This is a genomic window from Cytobacillus firmus (genome assembly GCF_023657595.1).
GTDB lineage: Bacteria > Bacillota > Bacilli > Bacillales > Cytobacillaceae > Cytobacillus > Cytobacillus firmus_B.
Genome location: NZ_CP098323.1, coordinates 35,001 through 59,225, shown reverse-complemented (window position 1 = coordinate 59,225; position 24,225 = coordinate 35,001). Strand labels below are relative to the sequence as shown.

The following is a 24,225-nucleotide window of genomic DNA, read 5'->3' as shown; positions in this document are numbered from 1 at the left end:
AGAGCTAGTTTTTAACAGCTGAAATAAAAAAGAGCCTTACTTATGAAGTAGGCCCTTGTTGATTTATTTTCTTAGGAAGCACCGGCTTCTTCAAATTCAACTTCTAATTCACCTAAACGGTGGTACTCGGCTAAAACAGCCTCCTGGATTTTACCGCGCGTTCCTGAATTGATTGGGTGCGCGATATCTCTAAACTCCCCATCCGGAGTACGTTTGCTCGGCATGGCTACAAATAAGCCATTATTTCCATCAATCACACGAATATCATGAACAACAAATTCATGATCAAGCGTAATAGATGCAATTGCCCTCATTCGTCCATCCGTATTAACGCGGCGTAATCTTACGTCTGTCACTTCCATCCTGTTCACCACCTTTTCGAGAAGATATAATCCTAATTGTATAAATTCAACATATTTCCTAAATCTCCTTCTTTAATAAAAAATATTTTTTGAATATTTTGTTCAAAGAATTTTTTCAAATAAAAACGCCCGTTATATGAACGAGCGAGTGAATTAGCGAGTGAATTGCGGTTATTTATTTAACAAGAGCTACAACTTCAATTTCCACAAGGACATCCTTTGGCAGGCGTGCTACTTCCACACATGAGCGCGCAGGCTTGTGTGTGCTGAAGTATTCCCCATACACTTCATTAATAGCTGCAAATTCGTTCATGTCCTTGATAAATACTGTCGCTTTTACCACCGTATCAAATGACGCGCCAGCTTCTTCAAGCACTGCCTGAAGGTTTTTAAATACCTGATGCGTCTGCTCTTTTACATCCCCATCCACCAAAACGCCTTCAGCAGTAAGCGGAATTTGACCTGAGCTGTAGAATAGGTTATTTACTGTAATTCCTTGAGAATACGGTCCAATTGCTGCCGGTGCCTGATTCGTTTGAATGACTTTCATGAATTCTCCCCCTAAAAAATATGATTATTTTTTAAAATAGTTGCCTTCACTTACATTGATTTTCCTTTCCCTTACATCAACATCAGATAGACGTACTAAAGAAAGGTACTCATCAACCAGCCGTTCTTCTGCTTTTTCTGCTTCCACCAGGACTGCAATGCCTGCAAGGTTTGCTTTAAATTCTTCCAGCATGCTGACCATTCCATTAACCGTTCCGCCGGCTTTCATAAAATCGTCAATGATTAAGACATTGGAACCCTCTGCCAGGCTTCTTTTCGAAAGTACCATGGTTTGAATCCTCTTAGCAGAGCCTGACACATAGTTAATGCTTACCGTAGATCCTTCTGTCACCTTGCTGTCACGTCTGACGATAACAACGGGCACATTGAGATAATTAGCGGCCGCATAAGCAAGCGGTATTCCTTTTGTAGCTACTGTCATGACCACATCAACGGGCTTATCCGCAAAGGCTGAGGCAAAAAGCCTGCCTGCACGCTGGACAATTAAAGGATCTCCGAGAATGTCAGTCATATAGAGATAGCCCCCGGGAAGAAGCCTTTCCGGGCTGGCAATTAAACCGCAAAGCTCCTCTACAAATGGACGGGCTTCATCATCAGGCACTTTAACATGGAACTTGACGCCGCCTGCTGCTCCGGAAACGGTCTGCAGTGTGCCTATTCCTCTTTGCTCAAATGTTTCTTTGATAATGGCGAGATCTTCACTGATCGAAGACTTGGCGGAACCATACCTTTCTGAAAAGAAAGTTAAGGATACCAGCTGACGCGGATGGTTCAATAAATAATTGGTCATATCTATCAACCGTTCGCTTCTGCGAAATTTCATTGTGGAACCCCCATTTAAATCCGAATGTTTTAACGATAATATACCATTAATATACGGATTTAATCAAGCTTATGTCTTTCTCCGAGCATTCTGACTGCAAAAACCTGGTCACAAAACCCTCTGAGGCCATTATAAATCCGATGCATTCTTGAATCATGATGCACAAGCCCAAACACGGTTGGCCCGCTGCCGCTCATCAGGACAGCATCCGCACCAAATCGTTTCATCTGGTCTTTTATCTGCAGGACCTCGGGGTGCATACTCAGCGTGACATCCTCGAGTACATTGCCCATATTTCGGCAGACATCATCATAGCAGCCAGATTGGATCGCTTCGACCATTCCTTTTGTATTTGGATGCTGCACCTTCTCTACATCCAGTCTCCTGTATACATCCGCTGTCGATACGCCGATAAACGGCTTAGCAAGTATAACCCAGCAGGTTGGAGGTGCAGGAAGCTCCTGAATTTTCTCTCCCCGCCCTGTAGCTAATGCAGTGCCTCCGTATACGCAAAAAGAAACATCAGAACCGATTTCCGTTCCTATTTCAGCAAGCTGATCCAATGAAAGCCCCAGACCCCACAGCTTGTTAAGGCCCCTGAGAGCCGCAGCTGCATCACTGCTGCCGCCGGCAAGCCCAGCTGCAACCGGAATCATTTTTTCTATTGTAATGGCCACACCTTTTTTTACTTGAAACCGTTCTTTAAGAAGGTGTGCAGCCTGATATGCCAAATTCCGCTGATCATCCGGAACAAAACGGTTATGAGAGATAATCCTGATCTCGTCTTTATCTAAAAGTGTTAATTCCAGGCGGTCAGCTAAATCAATTGTTGTCATTATCATTTCCACTTCATGATAGCCATCTTCCCGTTTATGTAAAACATCCAATGACAAATTGATTTTAGCAGGCGCCTTCACCATGACCTTCAACATTTCCACCTACTTCTTTCCTTTAAATCGGACTCCTGTCCAGCTCCACAAGCGAAGCGCTTTGCCCTGCCGGTTCATTTAGAAGGGAACCCCTACCTTCATTCAGTATTGACTTTATTTTACGCGGCAATAAGCGGAGGTTTAAAGCTTTTCTTATAGAGCGTCTCCATTTTTTGTCCTATTTTACCACAAAATAAACATAAAAGCTCAGGTGGCTTGGAATATAGAGGGTGTCGCTGTTTGGCCAAAAGAAATGCCGAGGCATAAGCCTCGGCAGACGCAGTGCATATTAATGCTTAAACATATTCTGTGCGAATGCTATTTGTTAAGAAGGTTCTGCTGTGCGATTTCAACGGCCCGCTTAACCATATTGCCGGCATCTTTCGCACGGATGCCGCCCCAGCCTTCCTTTTGGACCACATCATAAAAGCCAAGCTCTTTCGCAATTTCTTCTTTTAAACCATCTGACATAACGCCGCGTCTTCTGCCCAACATTAACATCCCCTTTCGCACTGCGGTATGTATAGTATGTGGAAAGGTCCCGCTATTTTATGAAAAAAGGGCAAACAAAAAGCAGTAAACAATTGTTCACCGCCTGCTGTCATATATATTATTAGCTTAAAGCAACCTGTCCTGATGTATCTTCATAGAATGTAATTTGAACCGTTTCTGTTAAAACATCCGCATAGCTGTAAGATACCCGTTCAAATGCATTTTCATCCTGATCTAACTCAATCACAAATACTGAAGGATACGTTTCGGCCAGAACTCCTGAGCGTTCAATGGTCTTTCTGCGCCCGCCATTTGCTTTTAGCAGGAGCCTTTTCCCAAGATTTGAATCAAGAGCTTTTTTAATATCTGATAATGTTTTTGCCATTCGGTCCACCTCACTATGTTAAGTATATCACACTGACACAATACTGTCAAACAAAAATATAAATTATAACAGTGTTTAAATTTAAATGTCAATATGTTTTGTTCTACTTTTTCTTCTAATTTTCAACAATTTTAGGATTGCCTTAATTGGAAAAGATTATGTATAGTTTTTAGAAAGCTTATAAGCTTGCCGTTCATTACCTGGGAAATAGACGAATGCCCCCGCGCGAAATTTCTCGAAAAATGCTAAATACCCTATTACAAACAAACATAAAAAAACAAGCCGCAAATAATAAAAACGGCCCGCTCATTAAGATTCATTTAATTCTTCGTCATTAAATGGCATTCCTGTTCTCAGTACTCCCCGGGTTTCGATTCCTCCAAGCCCCTTTTCACCTGTCAGTGTATTTCTTAAAATATCCCATAAATTGATTCTTTCCATAAATGGAGTAAGGCTGACTTTCGCCACAATGTATACAGGGTCAAGGGCATGAATATTTACTCTGGAAGGAGAACTGGCAAAATTGGCTCCAGCATGGATCAGTGATTCGAAATGTGACTGGCATGCTCCGGCAAAAATGACAAGCTGATCAAGATGCGGTACTTTTTTGCGCGCTTCCCTTACCGCCTGCACAAATTCCCTGGAGTGCCTGTAAGCATTGATATCGGATTTTTTCCCCTTTGCCTTTGAATACGCATCATGACCTGTTACAACGAGGATATCCGGCCTGTAATGATCAATGAGCTGTCCGATTTTCATCGGCATTTCCTTTTCACTGCAATGGATCCCTGTTACGGGTATACCTATTTTTTCATACACACTCAAGCATTTTTTTAAATAAGAAGGATCACCATCCAGATGAAGCACCCTGCCTGGCATCTGAAAATAGTTTAGTGTCTTGCTGTAGCCGTCAGTCACTTCATACTCCTGCTTCTCCCTCAAGAGAGCCACGTCCTGCCTGAATAGCTGGAAGGACTGTTCTTCAAGTGACCTGAACTCCTCTTCGAACTTCATCCGCTGCGCCTGGTTAATGACGATTAAATCCTCACAGGGAGCATCCGCAACAAGACGGATATCCTCTCCGAATAATATGGCAATTTTTTTTCCGCCCTGTTCTCTAATATCAATCACGCGGAATAGAATATCACAATGATACGAAATTCTTCCGACGATATCCATCGTATTTATAGTCAATGTCGTCACTCCAATTTCCCGAGGTATACGCGGGCTGCATCTAAGCTCTTGTTTGTGATTTATTATTTATGTCATAAATTATGCATTTGACTATGAACATGTGCGTAGAAAAGGCGGTTGGGAAGATAGGCATGCGGGCGAAAAAAAAGCCCGCTGTCTACTCAGCAGGCTTGGTCTTTTATGAAAAATGGGGCAGCAGAGCATCGCTCAAACGGGCAAATTCTTCGATGGATAGAGTTTCCCCTCTTCTGCCCGGCTCGACATTCGCCTGTTCGAGAGCGGAGAGGATTTGTTCCTTCTTCTGTTTTCCTTCAGGCAGCTGGCTCGTTAAGTTATTCAGAAGCGTCTTGCGCCTTTGGGCAAAGCTTGCTTTTGTTACCTGGAAAAAGAATGGTTCACTTTTGACTGCCACTGCCGGCTGTTTACGCTTTGTCAGTTTAATGACGGCAGAATCCACATTTGGCTGCGGCACAAAAACCGTCTTCGGCACGATCATGGCCGTTTCAGCCTCTGTATAGTACTGGACAGCAATGGAAAGGGAGCCGTACTCTTTCGTGCCTGGACGGGCCGAAATTCTGTCTGCCACTTCTTTTTGCAGCATACAGACGATGCCTCTGATCGGAAGCTTGTCCTCGAGCAGTTTCATGATAATCGGGGTTGTTACATAGTAAGGAAGGTTGGCGACAACCATAATATCGTCAATGCCTTCAAACTCCCGTTCTATCGCTGTCTTTACATCTGCCTTCAATACGTCTTCATTGATGATGGATACATGGGGATATGGCGATAGAGTTTCCTCTAAGATGGGAAGCAGCCGCTGGTCAATTTCAAAAGCCAGCACCTTTTTGCTTCTCCGGGCCAGCTGTTCGGTCAGTGCCCCAATCCCCGGGCCGATTTCGATGGCGCCCGACTCTTCAGTTAAATCAGCATGATCGACGATTCTCCGGAGAATATTCGTATCAATCAAAAAGTTCTGTCCCAGGCTTTTCTTAAAAGAAAAGCCGTATTTATCCAAAATCGCCCGTGTTCTGGCTGGTGTTGCAATATCTTTATGCATTTTGTTCCTCCTTGCGAATAGCTTCTATTGCCTCAGCAAAATCCTTCTGGCTAATCTGAAACATCATTAAGCGCTTATGAAGCTGCTTGCCGTTTGTGTAACCGATTTTAAGAAGTCTGCCAAGCTTTTCTCTTCTTTCCTTGGCACCTTCCCCGCCAATCAGGCCTGCAGTGACCAGGTCTTCCTGGGTAATGGTTTCTTCATAGGTTTCCTGCATAACCTGTGCGTCCTTTAATGCCTGGCGGATCATTTCTGGCGATGCATGCTCAACACCCACTCCTCTGCCATGCTTGTGGAGGGCATCCGCTTTTTCTATAAAGGCATGCTTGCATCCGGGAACTTCATTGGTGATCGTATTCCGGATTTTTTGTCCGGGAAAGTCCGGATCTGTGAACACGATGACCCCTCTGGTCTTATGGGCAAGCTTTATTTTTTCAATGGTTACCCCGTTAATGGCAGATCCATTTGTTTCAATTGTATCGGCATCCAGCGCCCTCTTGATCGCCGCTGTATCATCCTTGCCTTCTACAACGATAATTTCCTTGATTTTCATGGTTCCTCCTAAGAAAAGCGCAAGCGCCTTGCCCACCGCCGACAAGCACAAGACAAGCCTCACGGAAAGGCGTTTTTTGCCTTTTGGGAGGCTTGCCTGAAAAGTGAAGGCGACTGTCCAGGGATGACAAGCATAAGACGAGCCCTGCAAGAAGGTGTTCTTTCCTTCTGGAAGGGATTGGCTTATGTCTCGAATCCCCAGGAGCCGAAACAAGACAAGCTTGTGACCTCGAGGCGGTAGGTGCTGGAGCTAGACAGTATCGATGTTCAAAATTAAAAACTTCTCATTCCGTTAAAAAATATAAAAAAATTGAAAAAAACTTGAAACATTTCTGTAATGTAATTCGTCTAAATAGATGTAAGAAGAATATATTTATAAAGAATAGTTCTTATTATATATGAACCAGCTTGAAAATGAAAAATGTTATCCATTAACCTTCTCTGCAATGAAATAAAAAATGCAGGGGAAGCCCCTGCATCATAAAATTTAATTCAGTATCTTAATTTTTACCGTTTTTCTTCCCCACTTGTATGCTTCTGATTTGGAGGAGAAGAATACATCGATTTTGTTTCCTTTAATCGCGCCTCCTGTATCAGCTGCAACGGCATAGCCATAGCCTTCCACATAGACTTTCGTTCCAAGGGGAATGACACTTGGATCAACCGCTATGACCTTAGCACCCGGATTGGCACGCAGGTCCAAACCGGTAGCCGTTTTGCCTGAGCATCCGCTGCAATTAGCCGTATAGGCAGTTGACGATACATATATTTCTTTACCGCTTGCCTTGCTGCTTGTTCCGCGCGAAACGACTTGTGTTGCTGCAGCCACCTTTGTTCCGACAGCAACGACTTTATCCTGCTTTTCCTTCACTTGCTTTTCACTGATCAGCTTTCTGGAAATTTCTTTGCCATTCTCCAGGACGACTTCAAACTCTTTCGTCTTAAGGCCTTTTTTTCCAGCATTCATCACTTTTTCAGTGCCCTTAGTTAAGTTATTATCCTTCTTTGTCACAACTGCGAAATTAATTGGTTCTTCCACTACATCGGTGACTTTTTCAACTCGAATGACTTTTATTTTGTCATTGGCTTTGACTGTCTCTTCCAACTTTGGTTCAACGCGGTCTAAATCATTGATCTTGATTCCCTGCTGTGATAAAAAGTCAGCGACCGTAGTCGAAGTTGACCAAACCTGCTTCTCTTTACCGCCATTATTAAGCGTTAAAGCGAATGCTTTCTCTACTTGAATTTCCAGGTTGTTTTTAACTGTATCCTCTGGCTCTGGCTGAACCTTATCATGTTCAGTCAGTGTAATATTCTGTTCTTTTAAAACGTCCCCGACCGTCTTTGCAGCCGTCCAAATCGTTTTCTTCTCGTTATCTGTTACAACTTTCACCTGTTTAGCCGGTTCATAGACAATTTCTGTATTGTCCTTAACCTCTGTGTTTACCGAGGGAAACACATAATCTTCTGAGCGGAGTGAAATATCTAGATCATCGAATATATCTTGAATCGTTGCTGCATGCGTTTTGATGACTTTCTCTTGGCCGTCTATCGTCAGTGCTACTGTTTTCTTTGTCGTTTCATACGCAATGAAACCACAGGCAGCAGCAAAAACTACTAAACTAGCAGAAAAAATGGCCAATTTCTTTTTACTCAAAGACTTGGATAACAGGTTTTTCATGTTTTGAATCACGATGAAAAACGCCTCCTTTTCTCTCGGAGTGATTATATAGAGTATCTTGCCGACTGTCAACTCTTTCAATTTTCCAGCTTCCGAAAGGCTGGAAAAACGCAGGCATTAGGCTTTTTTGCCTGTATTCTTAGAACTGCACTCTATCTCTATGTATGAATGATAGTTCCCTTCTATGCATGCCTTCTTGCATTTACCCTGTTTTCAGTCATGCTTGCCTTGGATTTATACTTTTCAACATCCATGTGAAAAATCCTTCTTTTTTTGATTTAGGAATTTTTCACGCATCTGGAAATCATTTGTTTTCCGGCTGACCAGGCGCTCAGCAATCGGGAGTGATTTTCTGAAATCCCTCAAGACTTCAGGCTTCCAGTCCTCCAACTGTCACGCTCCCCGATCAGCAGTAAACGCCCTCCGCTCGATCAGCAGGGGTGCTAAAACAGCACCTTTTTCTAATTATCCAACTAACTTTTTCTAGTAATTGGCAAGCAGTCCCGTAAACGTATTTCCTATTATGCAAAAAAACCGGATGAAAGGAAAGAGAGACTTATCGACATGGTTATCCTATGAGAAGAAGGAGACATGTAGAACTTTTTAGAATCAGAAAAGATTTGGACAAGCTCCTACAGGCTTCGACAAATTGAGCTATCAGTTTATGCCGAATAATTTTTTTGCATTTTCTGTGGTTGCCTGTGCAACTTCTTCTGTTGAAAGTCCTTTTATTTCTGCAATCTGCTCTGCCACCAATTTGACATAGCTGGGTTCATTCCGTTTTCCTCTGTGCGGATGAGGGGTCAAATATGGGCAGTCTGTTTCAATCAACAGCTTTTCAAGCGGAATAACATCGGCTACTTCCTTTGGTTTTTTTGCGTTTTTGAAGGTCACTGGACCGCCAAGGGAAATGTAGAAGTTCATATCCACACACTCTTGGGCAATTTCCGGGCTGCCGCTGAAGCAATGCATGATTCCGCCTACTTCTCCCGCTCCTTCTTCCTTGAGGATTTCGACTATATCGGATGTGGCATCACGGTTATGGATGACGATGGGAAGCTTGACTTTCTTCGCCAGACGGATCTGTTTTCGGAAGACTTCCTTCTGAATATCCTTCGGGGACTTGTCCCAATAATAATCCAGGCCCATTTCTCCCAGTGCCACCACTTTGGGATGGCTGGAAAGCTCTTCAATCCATAGCAAATCTTCCTCTGTCATATCAATGGCATCAACCGGATGCCATCCCACACAGGCGTAGATGAATTCGTATTGCTCAGTCAGCTCCATCGCTTTTTCAATGGTTGGACGGTCAAACCCGACGACCACAATGTTGGAAATTCCTTCACTAAGGGCCCGGTCGATCACCTCTTGTAAATCTTCGTTATATTGTTCGGCATTAAGATGTGCGTGTGTGTCGAAAAACATCAAAAAACTCCTTTTCCTTCATATTATTTTTCTATTACTATTATGTCAGTGATGTAACAAAACGACATTACTGTCAAAATGGTCCCAATTAGATAAATCAACCAGAAATTACTTTCCAAGAATAATTTTTTCCAAAAATAAAAAACATAGAAATGCTTACGGTATACGCTTAACACTTCTATGTTTTTTATGTTTAACAGGAAAAATAAATAATATTATTTTACCCTTGCACCTAGTGGAAGAGATTCAGCAATTGTGGCAAGTGAAAGTTCGCCGTCTTTTCCTCCTGCTAAAATCATTCCTTCTGAAAGCTCGCCGCGAAGTTTAACAGGCTTTAAATTGGTTACACAGATGACTTTTCTGCCGACCAGTTCTTCCGGCTTATAGAACTTAGCAATTCCGGAAACGACCTGGCGCTTTTCATAGCCAAGATCCAGCTGTAATTTCAGGAGCTTATCAGCCTTTTTAACCGGTTCAGCCTCAATGACCTGGGCCACTCTTAGATCGACCTTCATAAAGTCATCGATTGAGATTTCTTCGCTATCCGGCTTTTCCTCTGCTTTTGCTTCGGGCTTCGCTCCTTCTTTAGGAGCAGCGGATCCCTGCATTTTTGTTTTAATGAACTCAACTTCTTCCGTAATATCCAGGCGAGGGAAAATCGGTTCTCCCTTTAATACCTTTGTGCCTTCAGGAATCAGGCCGAATGTCTCAAGGCTTTCCCAGGATGTTAATGCTTCTTCATTTACATTAAGCTGTGTGAAGATTTCCTTCGGCGTGCGTGTCAGGAATGGCTGCAGAAGCACCGCGATTCTGCGCAGGGATTCTGCCAGATGAACCATCACACTTGCAAGTTCTTCTCTTTTCTCTTCGTCTTTGGCCAGTGTCCAAGGCTGTGTTTCATCTATATATTTATTCGTTCTGCTGACAAGCTGCCACACGGCAGATAAGGCAACAGAGAACTCCATTTTTTCCATGGCTTCCTCGTATTTGGAAACCGTCTCACGGTTCATTTGCAGCAGCTGCTGGTCGAACTCACCTTCTGAACCTGTATATGCCGGAATAACACCGTCAAAGTATTTATTCACCATCGCAATCGTACGGTTTAGCAGGTTGCCTAAATCGTTGGCAAGATCAAAGTTGATTCTTTCCACAAAACCTTCCGGCGTAAATACACCGTCTGCGCCGAATGGCACTTCACGAAGCAGGTAATAGCGCAGTGCATCCAGGCCATAACGGTCAATAAGGGTAACAGGGTCCACTACATTTCCCTTTGATTTGGACATTTTGCCATCCTTCATCAAAAGCCAGCCATGAGCAAATACCTTTTTCGGCAGTGGCACATCCAAAGCCATCAGCATGATTGGCCAGTAAATCGTATGGAAGCGCACAATTTCTTTTCCAACCAGGTGAACATCTGCAGGCCAGTAGTTCAGATACTTGGAATCATCATCGGTTCCATAGCCAAGTGCGGTAATGTAATTTGATAGTGCATCAATCCATACATACACCACATGCTTTGGATTATTCGGCACTTTTACTCCCCAGTCAAAGGTTGTTCTGGATACCGCCAAATCCTCAAGGCCCGGTTTAATGAAGTTATTGATCATTTCATTTTTGCGTGATTCAGGCTGTATGAAAGATGGATTTTCTTCATAATACTGCAGAAGTCTGTCAGCGTATTTGCTTACTTTAAAGAAATAAGATTCTTCCTTCACTTTATGAACGGGACGTCCGCAGTCAGGGCAGTTGCCGTCCGCAAGCTGGCGTTCTGTGTAATAAGACTCGCAAGGCGTACAATACCAGCCTTCATATTCGCCAAGATAGATATCACCCTGTTCTACAAGCTGGGCGAAGATTTTTTCAACGATCTGCTTATGTCTGTCCTGTGTCGTACGGATAAAGTCATCATAGGAAATATCAAGCTTGTTCCAGAGATCCTGAATGCCGGCAACAATTTCATCAACGTACTGCTGAGGTGTTACCCCTTTTTCTTCTGCCTTCTCCTGGATCTTCTGTCCATGTTCATCCGTTCCCGTCAGGTACATAACGTCAAAGCCGCGCATGCGCTTGTAGCGCGCCATTGCATCACCGGCCACCGTTGTATAGGCATGCCCTATATGTAAATTTCCACTAGGATAATAAATTGGAGTGGTTAAATAAAACGTCTTTAATTTGTCCTCCACAAGATTCCCTCCCTTATATTAAAAGCGCAAGCGCCTTGCCCACCCCCGACAAGCAAAAGACGAGCCTCACGGAAAGGTGTTCTTTACCTTTTTGAGAGGATTGCCTGAAAAGTGAAGGCGACTGCCCAGGGACGACAAGCATAAGACGAGCCCTGCAAGAAGGTGTTCTTTCCTTCTGGAAGGGATTGGCTTATGTCTCGAGTCCCTAGGAGCCGCAACTAGACAAGCTTGTGACCTCAAGAGGGTAGGCTGCTTGCGCTAGACAGTTATCGAAGTTCAAAGTAATACTTTCTTATCTCTGTAAAAAAATCCCGCCCCATTTGGACGAGAGTATTAATCAGAAAATCGTGCCGTTATTGGGCCTGCTATATCGATATTTTACAAGAAGTTATATTCGTCAGCATAACCTCTTATACCATCAAAATATACCTAAAAACTTGAAATTGTGCAACCAATAGGCAGAAAGGAACGGCAGGATTTTTCTCTAATAAAAAATTTTTTTAGTTTCTATCCCTAAAAAAGGAAACTGCCTTTCGAATATTATTATAGCAATAGCATGGATTTTTGTAGAATTTTGTCGAAATGTCGAAAAGAGTCATATATTGAATTTTTGGAAGTTTATTTCCATATTTTCATTTAAAATGGCTTTTATTTCGAAAATCGCAGTTATATCAACACTTCAGACAGTATCCTAAAATTTTCTATTCCATTCCAAAATAAAGTAATTGACGTATATGGGAATGGCTGGTATTATGAATGTAACAAAGATTTTGTCGAATAATGACGAAACGATATAGATAGAGAAAAATATTATTGGAGATTTGAGAGGAGACTTTTATTATGAAATCTACAGGTATTGTTCGTAAAGTTGATGAGCTTGGCCGCGTAGTAATCCCTATTGAACTAAGACGCACACTTGGAATCGCTGAAAAGGATGCTTTAGAAATCTACGTAGATGACGAAAGAATCATCCTTAAAAAGTACAAGCCAAACATGACTTGCCATGTTACCGGGGAAGTATCTGATGATAATATCTCACTGGCTAACGGCAAATTAATTCTAAGCCGTGATGGTGCAGAGCAGCTGTTAAAAGAAATTCAAAACACTTTTGAAACTGTAAAATAATTAGAAAAGCGGAAGCGCCTTGTCCACCCCCGACACGAGCCTCACGGAAAGGTTCTTTGCCTTTTGGGAGGATTGGCTTGTGACCTCGAGGGGGTAGGCGCTGGAGCTAGACAATGAAAAAAAGCTTCTCACTTGTGTGAGAAGCTTTTTTTATTCTTCGATATGATAAGCATGGTAAACATCCCGCTTATTTAATCCCCGATCTTTTGCGGTTAGCTTGATGGCTTCCTTGCTCGAGAGACCTGTTTCTTCTATATAATAGCTGACATGATCCTCAATCGAAAGATTCTCCCACCAGGCAGTTTCTGCATCCTGCACAGTCTCCGAAGTCCCTTCAATAATAATCACAAATTCTCCTCTCACTTCGCCGCTTGATGCCCATTCAATTGCTTCTTCTACAGTTCCCCGGATAAATTCCTCATATCTCTTCGTCAGTTCGCGGCATAATGCAATATTCCTGTTACCCATGATGTCCGACATCAGCGAGAGGGTTTCCTTCAGGCGGTGGGGAGCTTCATATAAGATGATGGTTGCCGATAGCCTGGAGAGATCCTCGAGTTCCTGTTTCTTGAGTTTCTTCTGCCTGTTCAGGAACCCATAGAAATAAAAGGGCTGCGTGTTGATGCCGGAAGCAATCAGGCCGGTCAAAGCAGCATTCGCACCGGGAAGGGGCACCACTGTCAGCTTTTCTTCAGCAGCCGCTGTTACAAGGTCATAGCCCGGGTCTGAAATCGCAGGCATCCCTGCATCACTGACAAGGGCAATTTTTGCGCCATTGGCCACTTTTTCAAGCAGCTTCTGTCCGCTGATTTCCTTATTATGTTCATGATAGCTGATGATGGGTGTGGCAATCTCAAAATGATTGCATAGCTTCTTTGTATTGCGCGTATCCTCCGCTGCAATAAAGTCCGCTTCCTTCAGGATTCTAACCGCCCTGAAGCTCATGTCTTCCAGATTGCCGATTGGAGTCGGGACTAAATACAGAATTCCTTTTGACTCTTCATGCTCAAAGCTTTTTTGCTGCCACATATGTACCACCCGTCTCTTTCTTGAAAAGCGCAGAGCGCCCGCTTATCGGCTTAAGACCTCGAGCCGATGGCGCTCGGAGCTAGACTGTTTTCAAATTATTAAATTGAAATATTGTGTTGTTTTAAAAACTCGTCCTTCTTCTTCCGGGACCATTGCTTGAATTCATATTCCGCTCTCATCGCTTCGCCTTTTTCCGAAAAAGAACGGGAGAAGACCAGCTCAACCGGTCCTCTTCCTCTGGTATACTTGGCCCCTTTTCCTTCATTATGGGCCTTCACCCGTTTTTCAAGATCATTGGTGTAGCCTGCATATAAGCTGCCATCACGGCAATGGAGAACGTAAAAAAAATGGCTATTCTCCATATAAAATCTCTCTCATTTCGGGTGTGTATTCATTTTCTTCATTATATACAAATAAAGGAGGCAGGATTTTCAGGTCTGGATTTCCGTTCTTAACTGCCTCAATCAGCAGCGTGTTTGCTTCTTTTCCGGCCTTCGGATAGACAAATTGCACCCTTTTCGGCTCCAGCTTATATTTGCGCATGAGCGTGACAATGTCCAGGAACCTGCCCGGCCTGTGCACAAATGCCACCTTGCCTCCCTGTCTCGCAAGTCCGCTTGACGCTTTAACCGCATCCTCAAGTGTACAGAGAATTTCATGGCGGGCAATCGCCAAATGCTCATTCTCGTTGATTTCTTCCTTAGAAGGAGTCGGAAAATAAGGCGGGTTGCAGGTGACAACATCAAATTTTCCATAACCTAATTCTCGATGGATCTCTTTAATATCCCCGCGAATCATCTTAATCCGGTCTTGAAGCTTATTGTATTCAATGCTTCTGACCGCCATATCATACAGACGCTCCTGAATTTCGACGCCTGTAATGGCCCCCTTTGTTCTTGTGCTTAAAAAAAGCGGAATCACGCCATTTCCGCTGCACAAATCAACGAGATTGCCTTTTTGAATCGGCACATACACAAACCGGGCCAGCAGGACAGCATCCAGTGAAAAAGAAAAAACGGCCGGGCTTTGAATGATTCTCATATCTTCAGCCAGCAAATAGTCCAGCCGCTCCCCTTCGTTTAAAAAATCCATTCTTGATCCTCCATGCTTCTCTGATTCTTTGCTTTTATGGAAAAATAGCCTTCCTATCACAGGAAGGCTAAAAGTTTACTTCTTATTCAGGAAAGACAGGCAAAACAGACAGTCTCCCTCTTTACGCGGGCTGCCGAAATGAAGATTGCAAATGTGAAAGCCTTCCTGATAGAGGCGGGCCAGGTTATCATAACCTTCGCCAATATCAATCACCTTATCCTCATCTGCAGCATCGGCCGACTGCTCTGACTTGCGTTTTTTCGCCGATGTGCTTTCCTTTTCCGCAGGTATGTCTAAATGACGTCGTAAATGTTCATTTTCCAGCTTTAAAGAGTTATTCTCTTCAAGTATTTCTGCCAAATGCTGCTTTAACTCACCAAGCTGCTGATATAACTCTCCAATTTGGGTTTCCATATTACTCACTGAGTCAAAGATTTCTTTTTTATCCACGACTTCCACCTCTTAATCTGTGGACTGAACTGATACAGCACCTTGTTTTAAAATTTCATCCAGTGTATATTCGAGGACGCGCTCGGCTTCTTTCACATCAACCTGCAGCACACGCTCCAATATATTCAAGCCTACCACTTTTCCGGCTCCATCCGGGGTCTGAATCCATTCCCCAAGGTCCGGAAGCATTTCTTTTGCTGCTTCATACTCATCATTTTCATATTTCAGGCAGCACATTAAGCGGCCGCATAAACCCGATATTTTCGTTGGGTTCAGCGATAGATTCTGGTCCTTTGCCATCTTAATGGATACAGGATCAAAGTCACCCAGGAAAGTGGAACAGCACAGCATTCTTCCGCATGGGCCAATTCCGCCCAGCATTTTTGCTTCATCCCTCACACCAATCTGGCGAAGTTCAATCCTTGTCCGGAAGATGGCTGCGAGATCTTTGACAAGCTCGCGGAAGTCAACCCGGCCATCAGCCGTAAAGTAGAAGATGACCTTATTTCGGTCAAATGTATATTCAACATCCACCAGCTTCATATCAAGCTGATGTGTTTGTACCTTTTCACAGCATACCTCGTATGCTTCCTTGGCGGCCTGCTTGTTCTCCTCAACAATCATGCGATCCTTTTGATCTGCAATACGAAGAACCTTTTTTAATGGAAGGACAACATCATGCTCATCGACCTGCTTCGGGGCAATTACCACTTTTCCGTATTCTACACCTCGGACAGTTTCGACAATGACAAAGTCATCCTTTTGTATTGAGAGATCTCCGGGATCAAAATAATAAATCTTGCCCGCTTTTTTAAAGCGCACTCCTACTACATCATACAAAGGAAGATCCCTCCTGCAATTTTAGCACAAGCTGTTCCATCAACAGCTGCGGATTCATATTTGCCTGCAATTTTCTTTTGGCTTCCAAAACAGCCGTCATCTGTTCCGTCAGGCGTTTGGTGGAAGATTGCAGCGCAAACTGCTCTAAACGTTTTCGTTCGTTCAGATGGACAACCTGGTCTTGTTTCCCAAGCTGAATATATAGTAAATCTTTAAAAATAAGAAGTAATAGATCCAAGCCGCGATCAATCTGCTCTTTTTCTCTAAAGTGCAAGAACCAGTCCTCCTGAAGGGCAACCATTGCCTCAAGCGGATTCTTCTTTACCACTTCATATAATTTTAACACTATTTTTTGTGCTTGTACAAACCAATCATCAGAACTATATTGTAAAGCTTCATCCAAATTATTGGTAATTTGTGCAAGTAATGGTGCCTGGACAGGATCCACTCCATTATTTTTTAATTGCTGAATCATTTCAGCAGGAGATAATGGTTTAAAAGAAATGGACTGACAGCGGGATAGAATAGTAGGAAGCATCTGCTGCGACTGCTCGGTAATCAGCACAGCGGTCGTCTCTGAATGAGGTTCCTCCAGAAATTTAAGCAGACTGTTGGCAGCGTTCACTGTCATTTTGTCAGCATGAACAATCACATAAAGTTTCCGCCTGGATTCTACCCCGGTCTTTGAAAACTCTTCCTGCAGGCTTTGAATCTGATTTTTTTTGATAGAAAGCCCGTCCGGCTCCAGAATATGAACATCCGGATGATTTCCGCTGTTTATCCTTTTGCAGTTTGAACATGTTTCACATGGAACATACCCTTCAAGCGGTTCATGGCAGAATCGGCTTTTCGCCAAAAGCATGCTTGCTTCCCGCTTTCCTGTTCCTTTCATCCCTTCAAACAAGTAGGCGTGGGCCAGCCGATTCTTCACTATGCTATTTTTAAACATTTTTAATACAACTGGCTGTATGGCCTCCAGCTGTTCCCACGTTTTTCCCACAAGTATCACTCACTTACATATATAAATTTATTAGGAGCCCCTTAATCTCTCCGACTTTTCCTAATATATCAATAGAAGATTCTTCTTTTTTCATTAATTCATCTGTCAGCTCTGAAAGCTTTTCATCAACCGTTTCCACCACTTTCAGAGATCGGCCCTGTCCATGCTGGTTCCAGCTGTGCGATTGCCTCAGCTCCATTCCAAAATCAACTGCTTCCTTCACAAATCGTTTCACAAGCGTTTTAAATTTGGCCAGATCCTTAAAGGTTCTGGAGCGGGCCAGCCGTTCTCCTGCGGCATCTATATCCTTTAACAGACCCTGAAGCTGGGAAGCCTGCATTTTCTGGTCCTGCTTCTGCACCATTTCAGAAAATTTAACGTCATTCCCGGCTGCCTGCTTCTGCTCATTGCGGACATTTTCCATCTTGAGCCGAAGTTCCTGATTAATTTTCATACCTGATCCTCCGCAAAGGGCTCTAAGCTCCCTCTGTAATGATTAAAAATGATGGAACTGCTCGACTGGCAGAACAAACACTGTCGCACCGCCAACCTCAACTTCAACAGGGTAGGGCACATAAGAATCAGCGTTTCCGCCCATCGGCGATACCGGTGCAACCAGCTGGTCTCTTGCTCTGCAATTTTCCTTAATAATCTGCAGGGCTCTCTCCACACGGATATCCTCTGTCCCGATCATGAACGTTGTATTGCCTGATTTCAAGAATCCGCCCGTGCTGGCCAATTTTGTCGCACGAAAGTTATTGTCAACCAGCGCATTCATTAGCTTATTGCTGTCCTGATCCTGAATGACTGCCAGAATTAATTTCATAAGCCCATCCCCTTTACAAAGTTTTCATCCGTTTTGTCTTACTTTTATTATATCAATTATTTTATCTTCAAGCAGAAATTAAGGGAATACAGAAAAAATATTTTAAAAAAGCCTTAAAGAAATATAATCTTTAAGGCAAGTTTTTATATTCGTTCTTTCAGCTTGCTCTCCGCCTGCTGATAGACTTCCTCCAATGGCTTTGAAGCATCAATCTTAAAGATGCGCTCCGGGTAAAGCTCCATTAGCTTCAGATAGCCCTCCCGCACTTTATGATGAAAGCCGAGCTTTTCCAGGTCCAGGCGGTTCACTTCCCGTCCTTTATGCTGATTGATTCTATCCAGGCCGGCTTCAGGATCAATATCAAAATACAAAGTCAGTTCAGGCATCATGCCTTCAATGGCAAAGCTGTTGATGGAGTAGACCTCCTCAATGCCAAGTCCTCTTGCATAACCTTGATAGGCAAGAGAGCTATCAATAAACCGGTCACATAAAATGATATATCCCTCATCCAGTGCCGGCTTTACTTTCTCAGCCAGGTGCTGCCTTCTGGCTGCCGCATACAGCAGAGCCTCTGTTCTCGGGTCCATCTTTGTATTCTTTTTATCAAGTATGACACTTCGGATTTGCTCAGCAATCTCAATTCCGCCAGGCTCTCTTGTCTGAAGCACCTGATAGCCTTCCTCTGCCAGATTGCTTGCCAGCATATCAATAATCGTTGTCTTTCCGGCACCCTCTGGTCCTTCGACCGTAATAAACTTACCTTTTTTCATTTTACTTCCTCCAGCTGCTGTTATAGATCCTCATAAACGTTAATGCTGCCTGCTTTTATATTGTCTCCATTTTGAAACCGCGCTCCGGCCTGAATTTGTAATCTGATGTTTGCTATATCTTCGCTCTCAATGATTTCACCCGGGTATAAGAGCGGAATGCCTGGCGGATAAGGAATTACCTGCTGAGCGCATATTTTACCGGCTGCCTCTTCCAGTGCCACCATTTTAATGGTGTGCTGACTCTGTTCCTTTTGCTCAAGGGCAAGGCCGGAAACAGGCTTTTTAATGAAAGTGATTCTTTCCTGGCGGTCTGCCGGTATGAATGATGTCAATTCCTCTTTCAAACATTCAATCACCCGGTCAAATGGATAATCCATATCGTTCTTCAAAAGAGGCAAAACAAACAGGACATTATAGGGATCCGCCATTTCCGTAAAGATCCCGTGCTTCTCCAGAAGAGTCTGCAGGTCAAATCCGCTGAGTGAGGTTTCCGACTGAATGGTTACCTTTAAAGGGTCGCCTTTGTGATATTGAAATGGCAGTACCTTAATGCCTTTAACCCTGTTTAGATCCTTCCTGAAACGCCCGATTTTTTTTAGCAGTGCTTCCTCATCCTTTTTCGAAAATGAAGCTAAATAAGCCCTTGCCAAATCAAGAGAAGCCATAATCGGATAGGAAGGGCTGCTTGATTGGAGTATCCCCAGATAGTTGGACACTTTCTCTTCCTTTATAAAACGGCTGTTAAAATGCAGATAAGCACCCATTGTCATAGCAGGCAGCGTTTTATGTGCCGATTGTACCGTGAGATCTGCCTGAAGCTGAACAGCCGATGCGGGAAAATGGCTCCCGCCTATTAAGTGCGCTCCATGAGCCTCATCCACCAGTACCGGAATACCGTGATCGTGGGCACACTGAATAATATTTTCAAGGTCGTATACCATTCCATAATAATTCGGATAGGTTAAGATGATTGCTTTTGCATCCGGATATTGCCTGATCGCCTCTTTTACCGTTTCTAAAGCCACTCCCCCGGCAACGCCCCACTCTTCATTAAACTCAGGCGCTAAAAAGACAGGCTTCGCCTTAGCCAAAGTAATGCCATTCAGGATGGACTTATGGCAGTTCCGCTGGACCAGTACAGTCTCCTTTTCTTCTGCTGCTGACAGGACCATGGCAAGATTCCCTGCAGTCGACCCGTTCACAAGGAAAAAGCTTTTTGAAACTCCATGCAGGCCGGCAAGCAGCTCTTGAGCCTCCAGGATGACTCCCTCAGGAGAATGCAAATCATCCAGTCCGCCGAGCTCCGTAGCATCAAGCTTTAAAATATGTTTAAAATAATCTGCTCCCTCACCGCCTGCAAGATAACCGTTCTTATGGCCCGGCACATGAAAGGACAACGGCTGGTGTGAAGCATGTTTTTGTAATTGGTTCCATAATGGAGTGTTTTCCTGATTCATATGTTCACACTTTCCTATGATTCTTCTCCTATTTTAACAAAACAAGTATGTAACTGCTACATAAGGGCGATATCTGCGCCAGTCCCTGAAACATCAGGCAAAATAATAAAAGAAATCCTTTATAGACATACACCCAAATTAGATTTCCATCATACAATATTAATCAAGTAACCTCAGAAAAACCCGCCAATGAAAATTCAAAAAATTGTATACAATAGTGTTAATCTGGGCAGACTAAGGGTATGGAGGTGGAGTGATTGGGTTCGCTATTAGCAAAGAAACAGGCAGGGGAAGAATGTGTCATATGCGAGCAGGCAAAAACCAGGGGAATACATCTATACACTTCTTTTATCTGCACAGATTGTGAGAATGATTTAATCACCACGGATACAAGTCATCCAAAATATAATTATTACTTAAAGAAGCTGCGGAAAATAACAATGCCGGAGATATTTTCTTGAAATGTAAGCCCTTTGATAGGGGCTTTTTATTTTTTTGTGCTGTCGGGGCAGCTGAGATGCACTGGATTACTGTCATGCTGGGATTTATTTGGGTGCATGCCTGGGCTTGGCGGTGTATCTAACAGGTTTTGGAGTTTATCTAGCATGTCTTGGGTTTTATCCGCAAATTTATGAATTTATCTAACAGGATTTTTAATTTACCTAGCACGTTTTGAAGATTACTTACATTTGGCACAATTCTTCTTACGGAGAACGAAATTGACTATGAAAACAGGGAACGCCGCATATAATACGATTCTGGCGCATATCCAGAAAAGGTGAGGCATATCTGCATTTTTCAATAAAAAGAAGAGTCCAGTTGATTCAGATACCTATAATCACACAAAAAAAGAACACCCATCAGGTGCTCTTTCATTTGCCCGGCAGCGTCCTACTCTCACAGGGGGACAGCCCCCAACTACCATCGGCGCTGAGAAGCTTAACTTCCGTGTTCGGTATGGGAACGGGTGTGACCTTCTCGCTATCGCCACCGGACTATTTGGTTTGAAGAAACTTCGTTCCCTCAAAACTAGATAATGTATGAAGAAGTATTTTTGCCGAGTATCACCAATGACTTGTCTAGCTTCGGCTCCTAACTTCTCGGCCGTTTCGATCCGTCCCTCCAAATCCCAAAACCAGGATTTGAATGGCCGGCTCTCCAACGTCTCTCGAAGTTGAACAGTCGCCTCCGCTTTTCGTTTTGGTTAAGTCCTCGATCGATTAGTATCAGTCAGCTCCACATGTCGCCACGCTTCCACCTCTGACCTATCAACCTGATCATCTTTCAGGGATCTTACTAGCTTGACGCTATGGGAAATCTCATCTCGAGGGGGGCTTCATGCTTAGATGCTTTCAGCACTTATCCCTTCCGCACATAGCTACCCAGCGATGCCTTTGGCAAGACAACTGGTACACCAGCGGTGCGTCCATCCCGGTCCTCTCGTACTAAGGACAGCTCCTCTCAAATTTCCTGCGCCCACGACGGATAGGGACCGAACTGTCTCACGACGTTCTGAACCCAGCTCGCGTACCGCTTTAATGGGCGAACAGCCCAACCCTTGGGACCGACTACAGCCCCAGGATGCGATGAGCCGACATCGAGGTGCCAAACCTCCCCGTCGATGTGGACTCTTGGGGGAGATAAGCCTGTTATCCCCGGGGTAGCTTTTATCCGTTGAGCGATGGCCCTTCCATGCGGAACCACCGGATCACTAAGCCCGACTTTCGTCCCTGCTCGACTTGTAGGTCTCGCAGTCAAGCTCCCTTGTGCCTTTACACTCTGCGAATGATTTCCAACCATTCTGAGGGAACCTTTGGGCGCCTCCGTTACTTTTTAGGAGGCGACCGCCCCAGTCAAACTGCCCACCTGACACTGTCTCCCGCCCCGATCAGGGGCGCGGGTTAGAATTTCAATACAGCCAGGGTAGTATCCCACCGACGCCTCCACCGAAGCTGGCGCTCCGGCTTCTCAGGCTCCTACCTATCCTGTACAAGCTGTACCAAAATTCAATATCAGGCTACAGTAAAGCTCCACGGGGTCTTTCCGTCCTGTCGCGGGTAACCTGCATCTTCACAGGTACTATAATTTCACCGAGTCTCTCGTTGAGACAGTGCCCAGATCGTTACGCCTTTCGTGCGGGTCGGAACTTACCCGACAAGGAATTTCGCTACCTTAGGACCGTTATAGTTACGGCCGCCGTTTACTGGGGCTTCGATTCAAAGCTTCGCTTGCGCTAACCTCTCCTCTTAACCTTCCAGCACCGGGCAGGCGTCAGCCCCTATACTTCGCCTTGCGGCTTCGCAGAGACCTGTGTTTTTGCTAAACAGTCGCCTGGGCCTATTCACTGCGGCTCATCAGGGCTATTCACCCTAATGAGCACCCCTTCTCCCGAAGTTACGGGGTCATTTTGCCGAGTTCCTTAACGAGAGTTCTCTCGCTCACCTTAGGATTCTCTCCTCGCCTACCTGTGTCGGTTTGCGGTACGGGCACCTTTTCCCTCGCTAGAGGCTTTTCTTGGCAGTGTGGAATCAGGAACTTCGGTACTGAATTTCCCTCGCCGTCACAGCTCAGCCTGTATGGTAACGGGATTTGCCTCGTTACCGGCCTAACTGCTTGGACGCGCTAATCCAGCAGCGCGCTTACCCTATCCTCCTGCGTCCCCCCATTGCTCAAACGGTAAAGAGGTGGTACAGGAATATCAACCTGTTGTCCATCGCCTACGCTTTTCAGCCTCGGCTTAGGTCCCGACTAACCCTGAGCGGACGAGCCTTCCTCAGGAAACCTTAGGCATTCGGTGGATGGGATTCTCACCCATCTTTCGCTACTCATACCGGCATTCTCACTTCTAAGCGCTCCACCAGTCCTTGCGGTCTGGCTTCAACGCCCTTAGAACGCTCTCCTACCACTGACATCGGAAGATGTCAATCCACAGCTTCGGTGATACGTTTAGCCCCGGTACATTTTCGGCGCGGAGTCACTCGACCAGTGAGCTATTACGCACTCTTTAAATGGTGGCTGCTTCTAAGCCAACATCCTGGTTGTCTAAGCAACTCCACATCCTTTTCCACTTAACGTATACTTTGGGACCTTAGCTGGTGGTCTGGGCTGTTTCCCTCTTGACTACGGATCTTATCACTCGCAGTCTGACTCCCATGGATAAGTCTTTGGCATTCGGAGTTTGTCTGAATTCGGTAACCCGATGGGGGCCCCTAGTCCAAACAGTGCTCTACCTCCAAGACTCTTACTACATGAGGCTAGCCCTAAAGCTATTTCGGAGAGAACCAGCTATCTCCAAGTTCGATTGGAATTTCTCCGCTACCCACACCTCATCCCCGCACTTTTCAACGTGCGTGGGTTCGGGCCTCCATCCAGTGTTACCTGGACTTCACCCTGGACATGGGTAGATCACCTGGTTTCGGGTCTACGACCACATACTCATTCGCCCTGTTCAGACTCGCTTTCGCTGCGGCTCCGTCTTATCAACTTAACCTCGCATGTAATCGTAACTCGCCGGTTCATTCTACAAAAGGCACGCTATCACCCATTAACGGGCTCTAACTACTTGTAGGCACACGGTTTCAGGATCTCTTTCACTCCCCTTCCGGGGTGCTTTTCACCTTTCCCTCACGGTACTGGTTCACTATCGGTCACTAGGGAGTATTTAGCCTTGGGAGATGGTCCTCCCTGCTTCCGACGGGATTTCTCGTGTCCCGCCGTACTCAGGATCCACTCTGGAGGGAACGAAGTTTCAACTACAGGGCTTTTACCTTCTCTGGCCGGCCTTTCCAGACCTGTTCATTTACCTCGTTCCTTTGTAACTCCGTATAGAGTGTCCTACAACCCCAGGAGGCAAGCCTCCTGGTTTGGGCTAATCCCGTTTCGCTCGCCGCTACTCAGGGAATCGCGTTTGCTTTCTCTTCCTCCGGGTACTTAGATGTTTCAGTTCCCCGGGTCTGCCTTCCATACCCTATGTATTCAGATAA

At 44.6% G+C, this 24,225-nt stretch carries 24 protein-coding genes and 2 rRNA genes (1 of these 26 cut by a window edge); 2 read left to right on the top strand and 24 right to left on the bottom strand.

Annotated elements, in window-relative coordinates; translation table 11 throughout:
- Positions 1 to 71: 71 nt before the first annotated feature.
- The 12 genes from spoVG to metG form a co-directional block, all read right to left on the bottom strand.
- Positions 72 to 362 carry a septation regulator SpoVG gene (spoVG, locus tag NAF01_RS00300; protein WP_009336662.1) on the bottom strand — a complete coding sequence of 97 codons (291 nt, stop codon included), beginning with the start codon at positions 360 to 362 and terminating at the stop codon, positions 72 to 74.
- A gap of 175 nt (positions 363 to 537) precedes the next feature.
- Positions 538 to 912 carry a RidA family protein gene (locus tag NAF01_RS00295; protein WP_250801529.1) on the bottom strand — a complete coding sequence of 125 codons (375 nt, stop codon included), beginning with the start codon at positions 910 to 912 and terminating at the stop codon, positions 538 to 540.
- Between the two features lie 24 nt (positions 913 to 936).
- The gene (purR, locus tag NAF01_RS00290) at positions 937 to 1,755 is read right to left on the bottom strand and encodes a pur operon repressor (RefSeq protein WP_250801521.1); all 819 of its coding nucleotides are present in this window, start codon (positions 1,753 to 1,755) and stop codon (positions 937 to 939) included.
- 59 nt (positions 1,756 to 1,814) lie between these two features.
- Complete coding sequence (gene ispE, locus NAF01_RS00285; protein WP_250802403.1) at positions 1,815 to 2,684, bottom strand: 4-(cytidine 5'-diphospho)-2-C-methyl-D-erythritol kinase; 870 nt, start codon at positions 2,682 to 2,684, stop codon at positions 1,815 to 1,817.
- A gap of 318 nt (positions 2,685 to 3,002) precedes the next feature.
- Positions 3,003 to 3,176: a small, acid-soluble spore protein, alpha/beta type gene (locus NAF01_RS00280; RefSeq protein WP_197212422.1), complete on the bottom strand. Its 174-nt coding sequence runs from the start codon at positions 3,174 to 3,176 to the stop codon at positions 3,003 to 3,005.
- A 121-nt stretch (positions 3,177 to 3,297) separates the two neighbouring features.
- Positions 3,298 to 3,561 carry a biofilm formation stimulator Veg gene (gene veg, locus NAF01_RS00275; protein ID WP_009336667.1) on the bottom strand — a complete coding sequence of 88 codons (264 nt, stop codon included), beginning with the start codon at positions 3,559 to 3,561 and terminating at the stop codon, positions 3,298 to 3,300.
- A 309-nt stretch (positions 3,562 to 3,870) separates the two neighbouring features.
- Complete coding sequence (gene yabG, locus NAF01_RS00270; protein ID WP_163145139.1) at positions 3,871 to 4,755, bottom strand: sporulation peptidase YabG; 885 nt, start codon at positions 4,753 to 4,755, stop codon at positions 3,871 to 3,873.
- Positions 4,756 to 4,933: 178 nt separating this feature from the next.
- Positions 4,934 to 5,812 (bottom strand): 16S rRNA (adenine(1518)-N(6)/adenine(1519)-N(6))-dimethyltransferase RsmA, encoded by an 879-nt coding sequence (rsmA, locus tag NAF01_RS00265; RefSeq protein ID WP_048009779.1) that lies wholly within the window; start codon positions 5,810 to 5,812, stop codon positions 4,934 to 4,936.
- Positions 5,805 to 6,365, bottom strand: a complete 561-nt coding sequence (gene rnmV / locus NAF01_RS00260; protein ID WP_250801516.1) for a ribonuclease M5 — start codon at positions 6,363 to 6,365, stop codon at positions 5,805 to 5,807. The genes rsmA and rnmV overlap by 8 nt, the downstream gene beginning before the upstream one ends.
- A 486-nt stretch (positions 6,366 to 6,851) precedes the next feature.
- The gene (locus tag NAF01_RS00255; RefSeq protein ID WP_048009795.1) at positions 6,852 to 8,045 is read right to left on the bottom strand and encodes a G5 and 3D domain-containing protein; all 1,194 of its coding nucleotides are present in this window, start codon (positions 8,043 to 8,045) and stop codon (positions 6,852 to 6,854) included.
- A gap of 657 nt (positions 8,046 to 8,702) precedes the next feature.
- Positions 8,703 to 9,470 (bottom strand): TatD family hydrolase, encoded by a 768-nt coding sequence (locus NAF01_RS00250; RefSeq protein WP_048009778.1) that lies wholly within the window; start codon positions 9,468 to 9,470, stop codon positions 8,703 to 8,705.
- A 215-nt stretch (positions 9,471 to 9,685) separates the two neighbouring features.
- Positions 9,686 to 11,653 (bottom strand): methionine--tRNA ligase, encoded by a 1,968-nt coding sequence (metG, locus tag NAF01_RS00245; RefSeq protein WP_048009777.1) that lies wholly within the window; start codon positions 11,651 to 11,653, stop codon positions 9,686 to 9,688.
- 840 nt (positions 11,654 to 12,493) lie between these two features.
- On the opposite strand from metG, the gene NAF01_RS00240 reads away from it, so the two are divergent.
- Complete coding sequence (locus NAF01_RS00240; protein WP_048009776.1) at positions 12,494 to 12,778, top strand: transition state genes transcriptional regulator AbrB; 285 nt, start codon at positions 12,494 to 12,496, stop codon at positions 12,776 to 12,778.
- 150 nt (positions 12,779 to 12,928) lie between these two features.
- Here the strand turns inward: NAF01_RS00240 and rsmI are convergent, their stop codons facing one another.
- The 10 genes from rsmI to NAF01_RS00190 form a co-directional block, all read right to left on the bottom strand.
- A complete protein-coding gene (gene rsmI, locus NAF01_RS00235) occupies positions 12,929 to 13,807 on the bottom strand; it encodes a 16S rRNA (cytidine(1402)-2'-O)-methyltransferase (protein ID WP_226620317.1) in 879 nt (292 codons plus the stop codon).
- Between the two features lie 98 nt (positions 13,808 to 13,905).
- Positions 13,906 to 14,169 (bottom strand): GIY-YIG nuclease family protein, encoded by a 264-nt coding sequence (locus NAF01_RS00230; RefSeq protein ID WP_048009774.1) that lies wholly within the window; start codon positions 14,167 to 14,169, stop codon positions 13,906 to 13,908.
- Positions 14,159 to 14,899 (bottom strand): tRNA1(Val) (adenine(37)-N6)-methyltransferase, encoded by a 741-nt coding sequence (locus NAF01_RS00225; RefSeq protein ID WP_250801515.1) that lies wholly within the window; start codon positions 14,897 to 14,899, stop codon positions 14,159 to 14,161. Before NAF01_RS00225 ends, NAF01_RS00230 begins: the two co-directional genes overlap by 11 nt.
- 75 nt (positions 14,900 to 14,974) lie before the next feature.
- The gene (gene yabA, locus NAF01_RS00220; protein WP_197212363.1) at positions 14,975 to 15,349 is read right to left on the bottom strand and encodes a DNA replication initiation control protein YabA; all 375 of its coding nucleotides are present in this window, start codon (positions 15,347 to 15,349) and stop codon (positions 14,975 to 14,977) included.
- Positions 15,350 to 15,361: 12 nt separating this feature from the next.
- Complete coding sequence (locus tag NAF01_RS00215; protein ID WP_035332950.1) at positions 15,362 to 16,189, bottom strand: PSP1 domain-containing protein; 828 nt, start codon at positions 16,187 to 16,189, stop codon at positions 15,362 to 15,364.
- Entirely contained in the window at positions 16,182 to 17,189 is a 1,008-nt protein-coding gene (gene holB, locus NAF01_RS00210; RefSeq protein WP_048009771.1) for a DNA polymerase III subunit delta', read from the bottom strand. Before holB ends, NAF01_RS00215 begins: the two co-directional genes overlap by 8 nt.
- 13 nt (positions 17,190 to 17,202) lie before the next feature.
- A complete protein-coding gene (locus NAF01_RS00205; RefSeq protein ID WP_250801513.1) occupies positions 17,203 to 17,643 on the bottom strand; it encodes a YaaR family protein in 441 nt (146 codons plus the stop codon).
- Between the two features lie 42 nt (positions 17,644 to 17,685).
- Positions 17,686 to 18,015, bottom strand: coding sequence for a cyclic-di-AMP receptor (locus NAF01_RS00200; RefSeq protein ID WP_009336682.1), 330 nt, complete (start codon positions 18,013 to 18,015; stop codon positions 17,686 to 17,688).
- 143 nt (positions 18,016 to 18,158) lie between these two features.
- Positions 18,159 to 18,785: a dTMP kinase gene (tmk, locus tag NAF01_RS00195; protein ID WP_048009769.1), complete on the bottom strand. Its 627-nt coding sequence runs from the start codon at positions 18,783 to 18,785 to the stop codon at positions 18,159 to 18,161.
- Between the two features lie 20 nt (positions 18,786 to 18,805).
- Complete coding sequence (locus NAF01_RS00190; RefSeq protein ID WP_250801507.1) at positions 18,806 to 20,242, bottom strand: aminotransferase class I/II-fold pyridoxal phosphate-dependent enzyme; 1,437 nt, start codon at positions 20,240 to 20,242, stop codon at positions 18,806 to 18,808.
- A 257-nt stretch (positions 20,243 to 20,499) separates the two neighbouring features.
- On the opposite strand from NAF01_RS00190, the gene NAF01_RS00185 reads away from it, so the two are divergent.
- Entirely contained in the window at positions 20,500 to 20,703 is a 204-nt protein-coding gene (locus tag NAF01_RS00185; protein WP_035332946.1) for a sigma factor G inhibitor Gin, read from the top strand.
- 417 nt (positions 20,704 to 21,120) lie between these two features.
- On the opposite strand, the gene rrf is transcribed toward NAF01_RS00185, so the two are convergent.
- Positions 21,121 to 21,237, bottom strand: a 5S ribosomal RNA gene (gene rrf, locus NAF01_RS00180).
- A 205-nt stretch (positions 21,238 to 21,442) separates the two neighbouring features.
- Positions 21,443 to 24,225, bottom strand: a 23S ribosomal RNA gene (locus tag NAF01_RS00175); it runs 153 nt beyond the window's last position.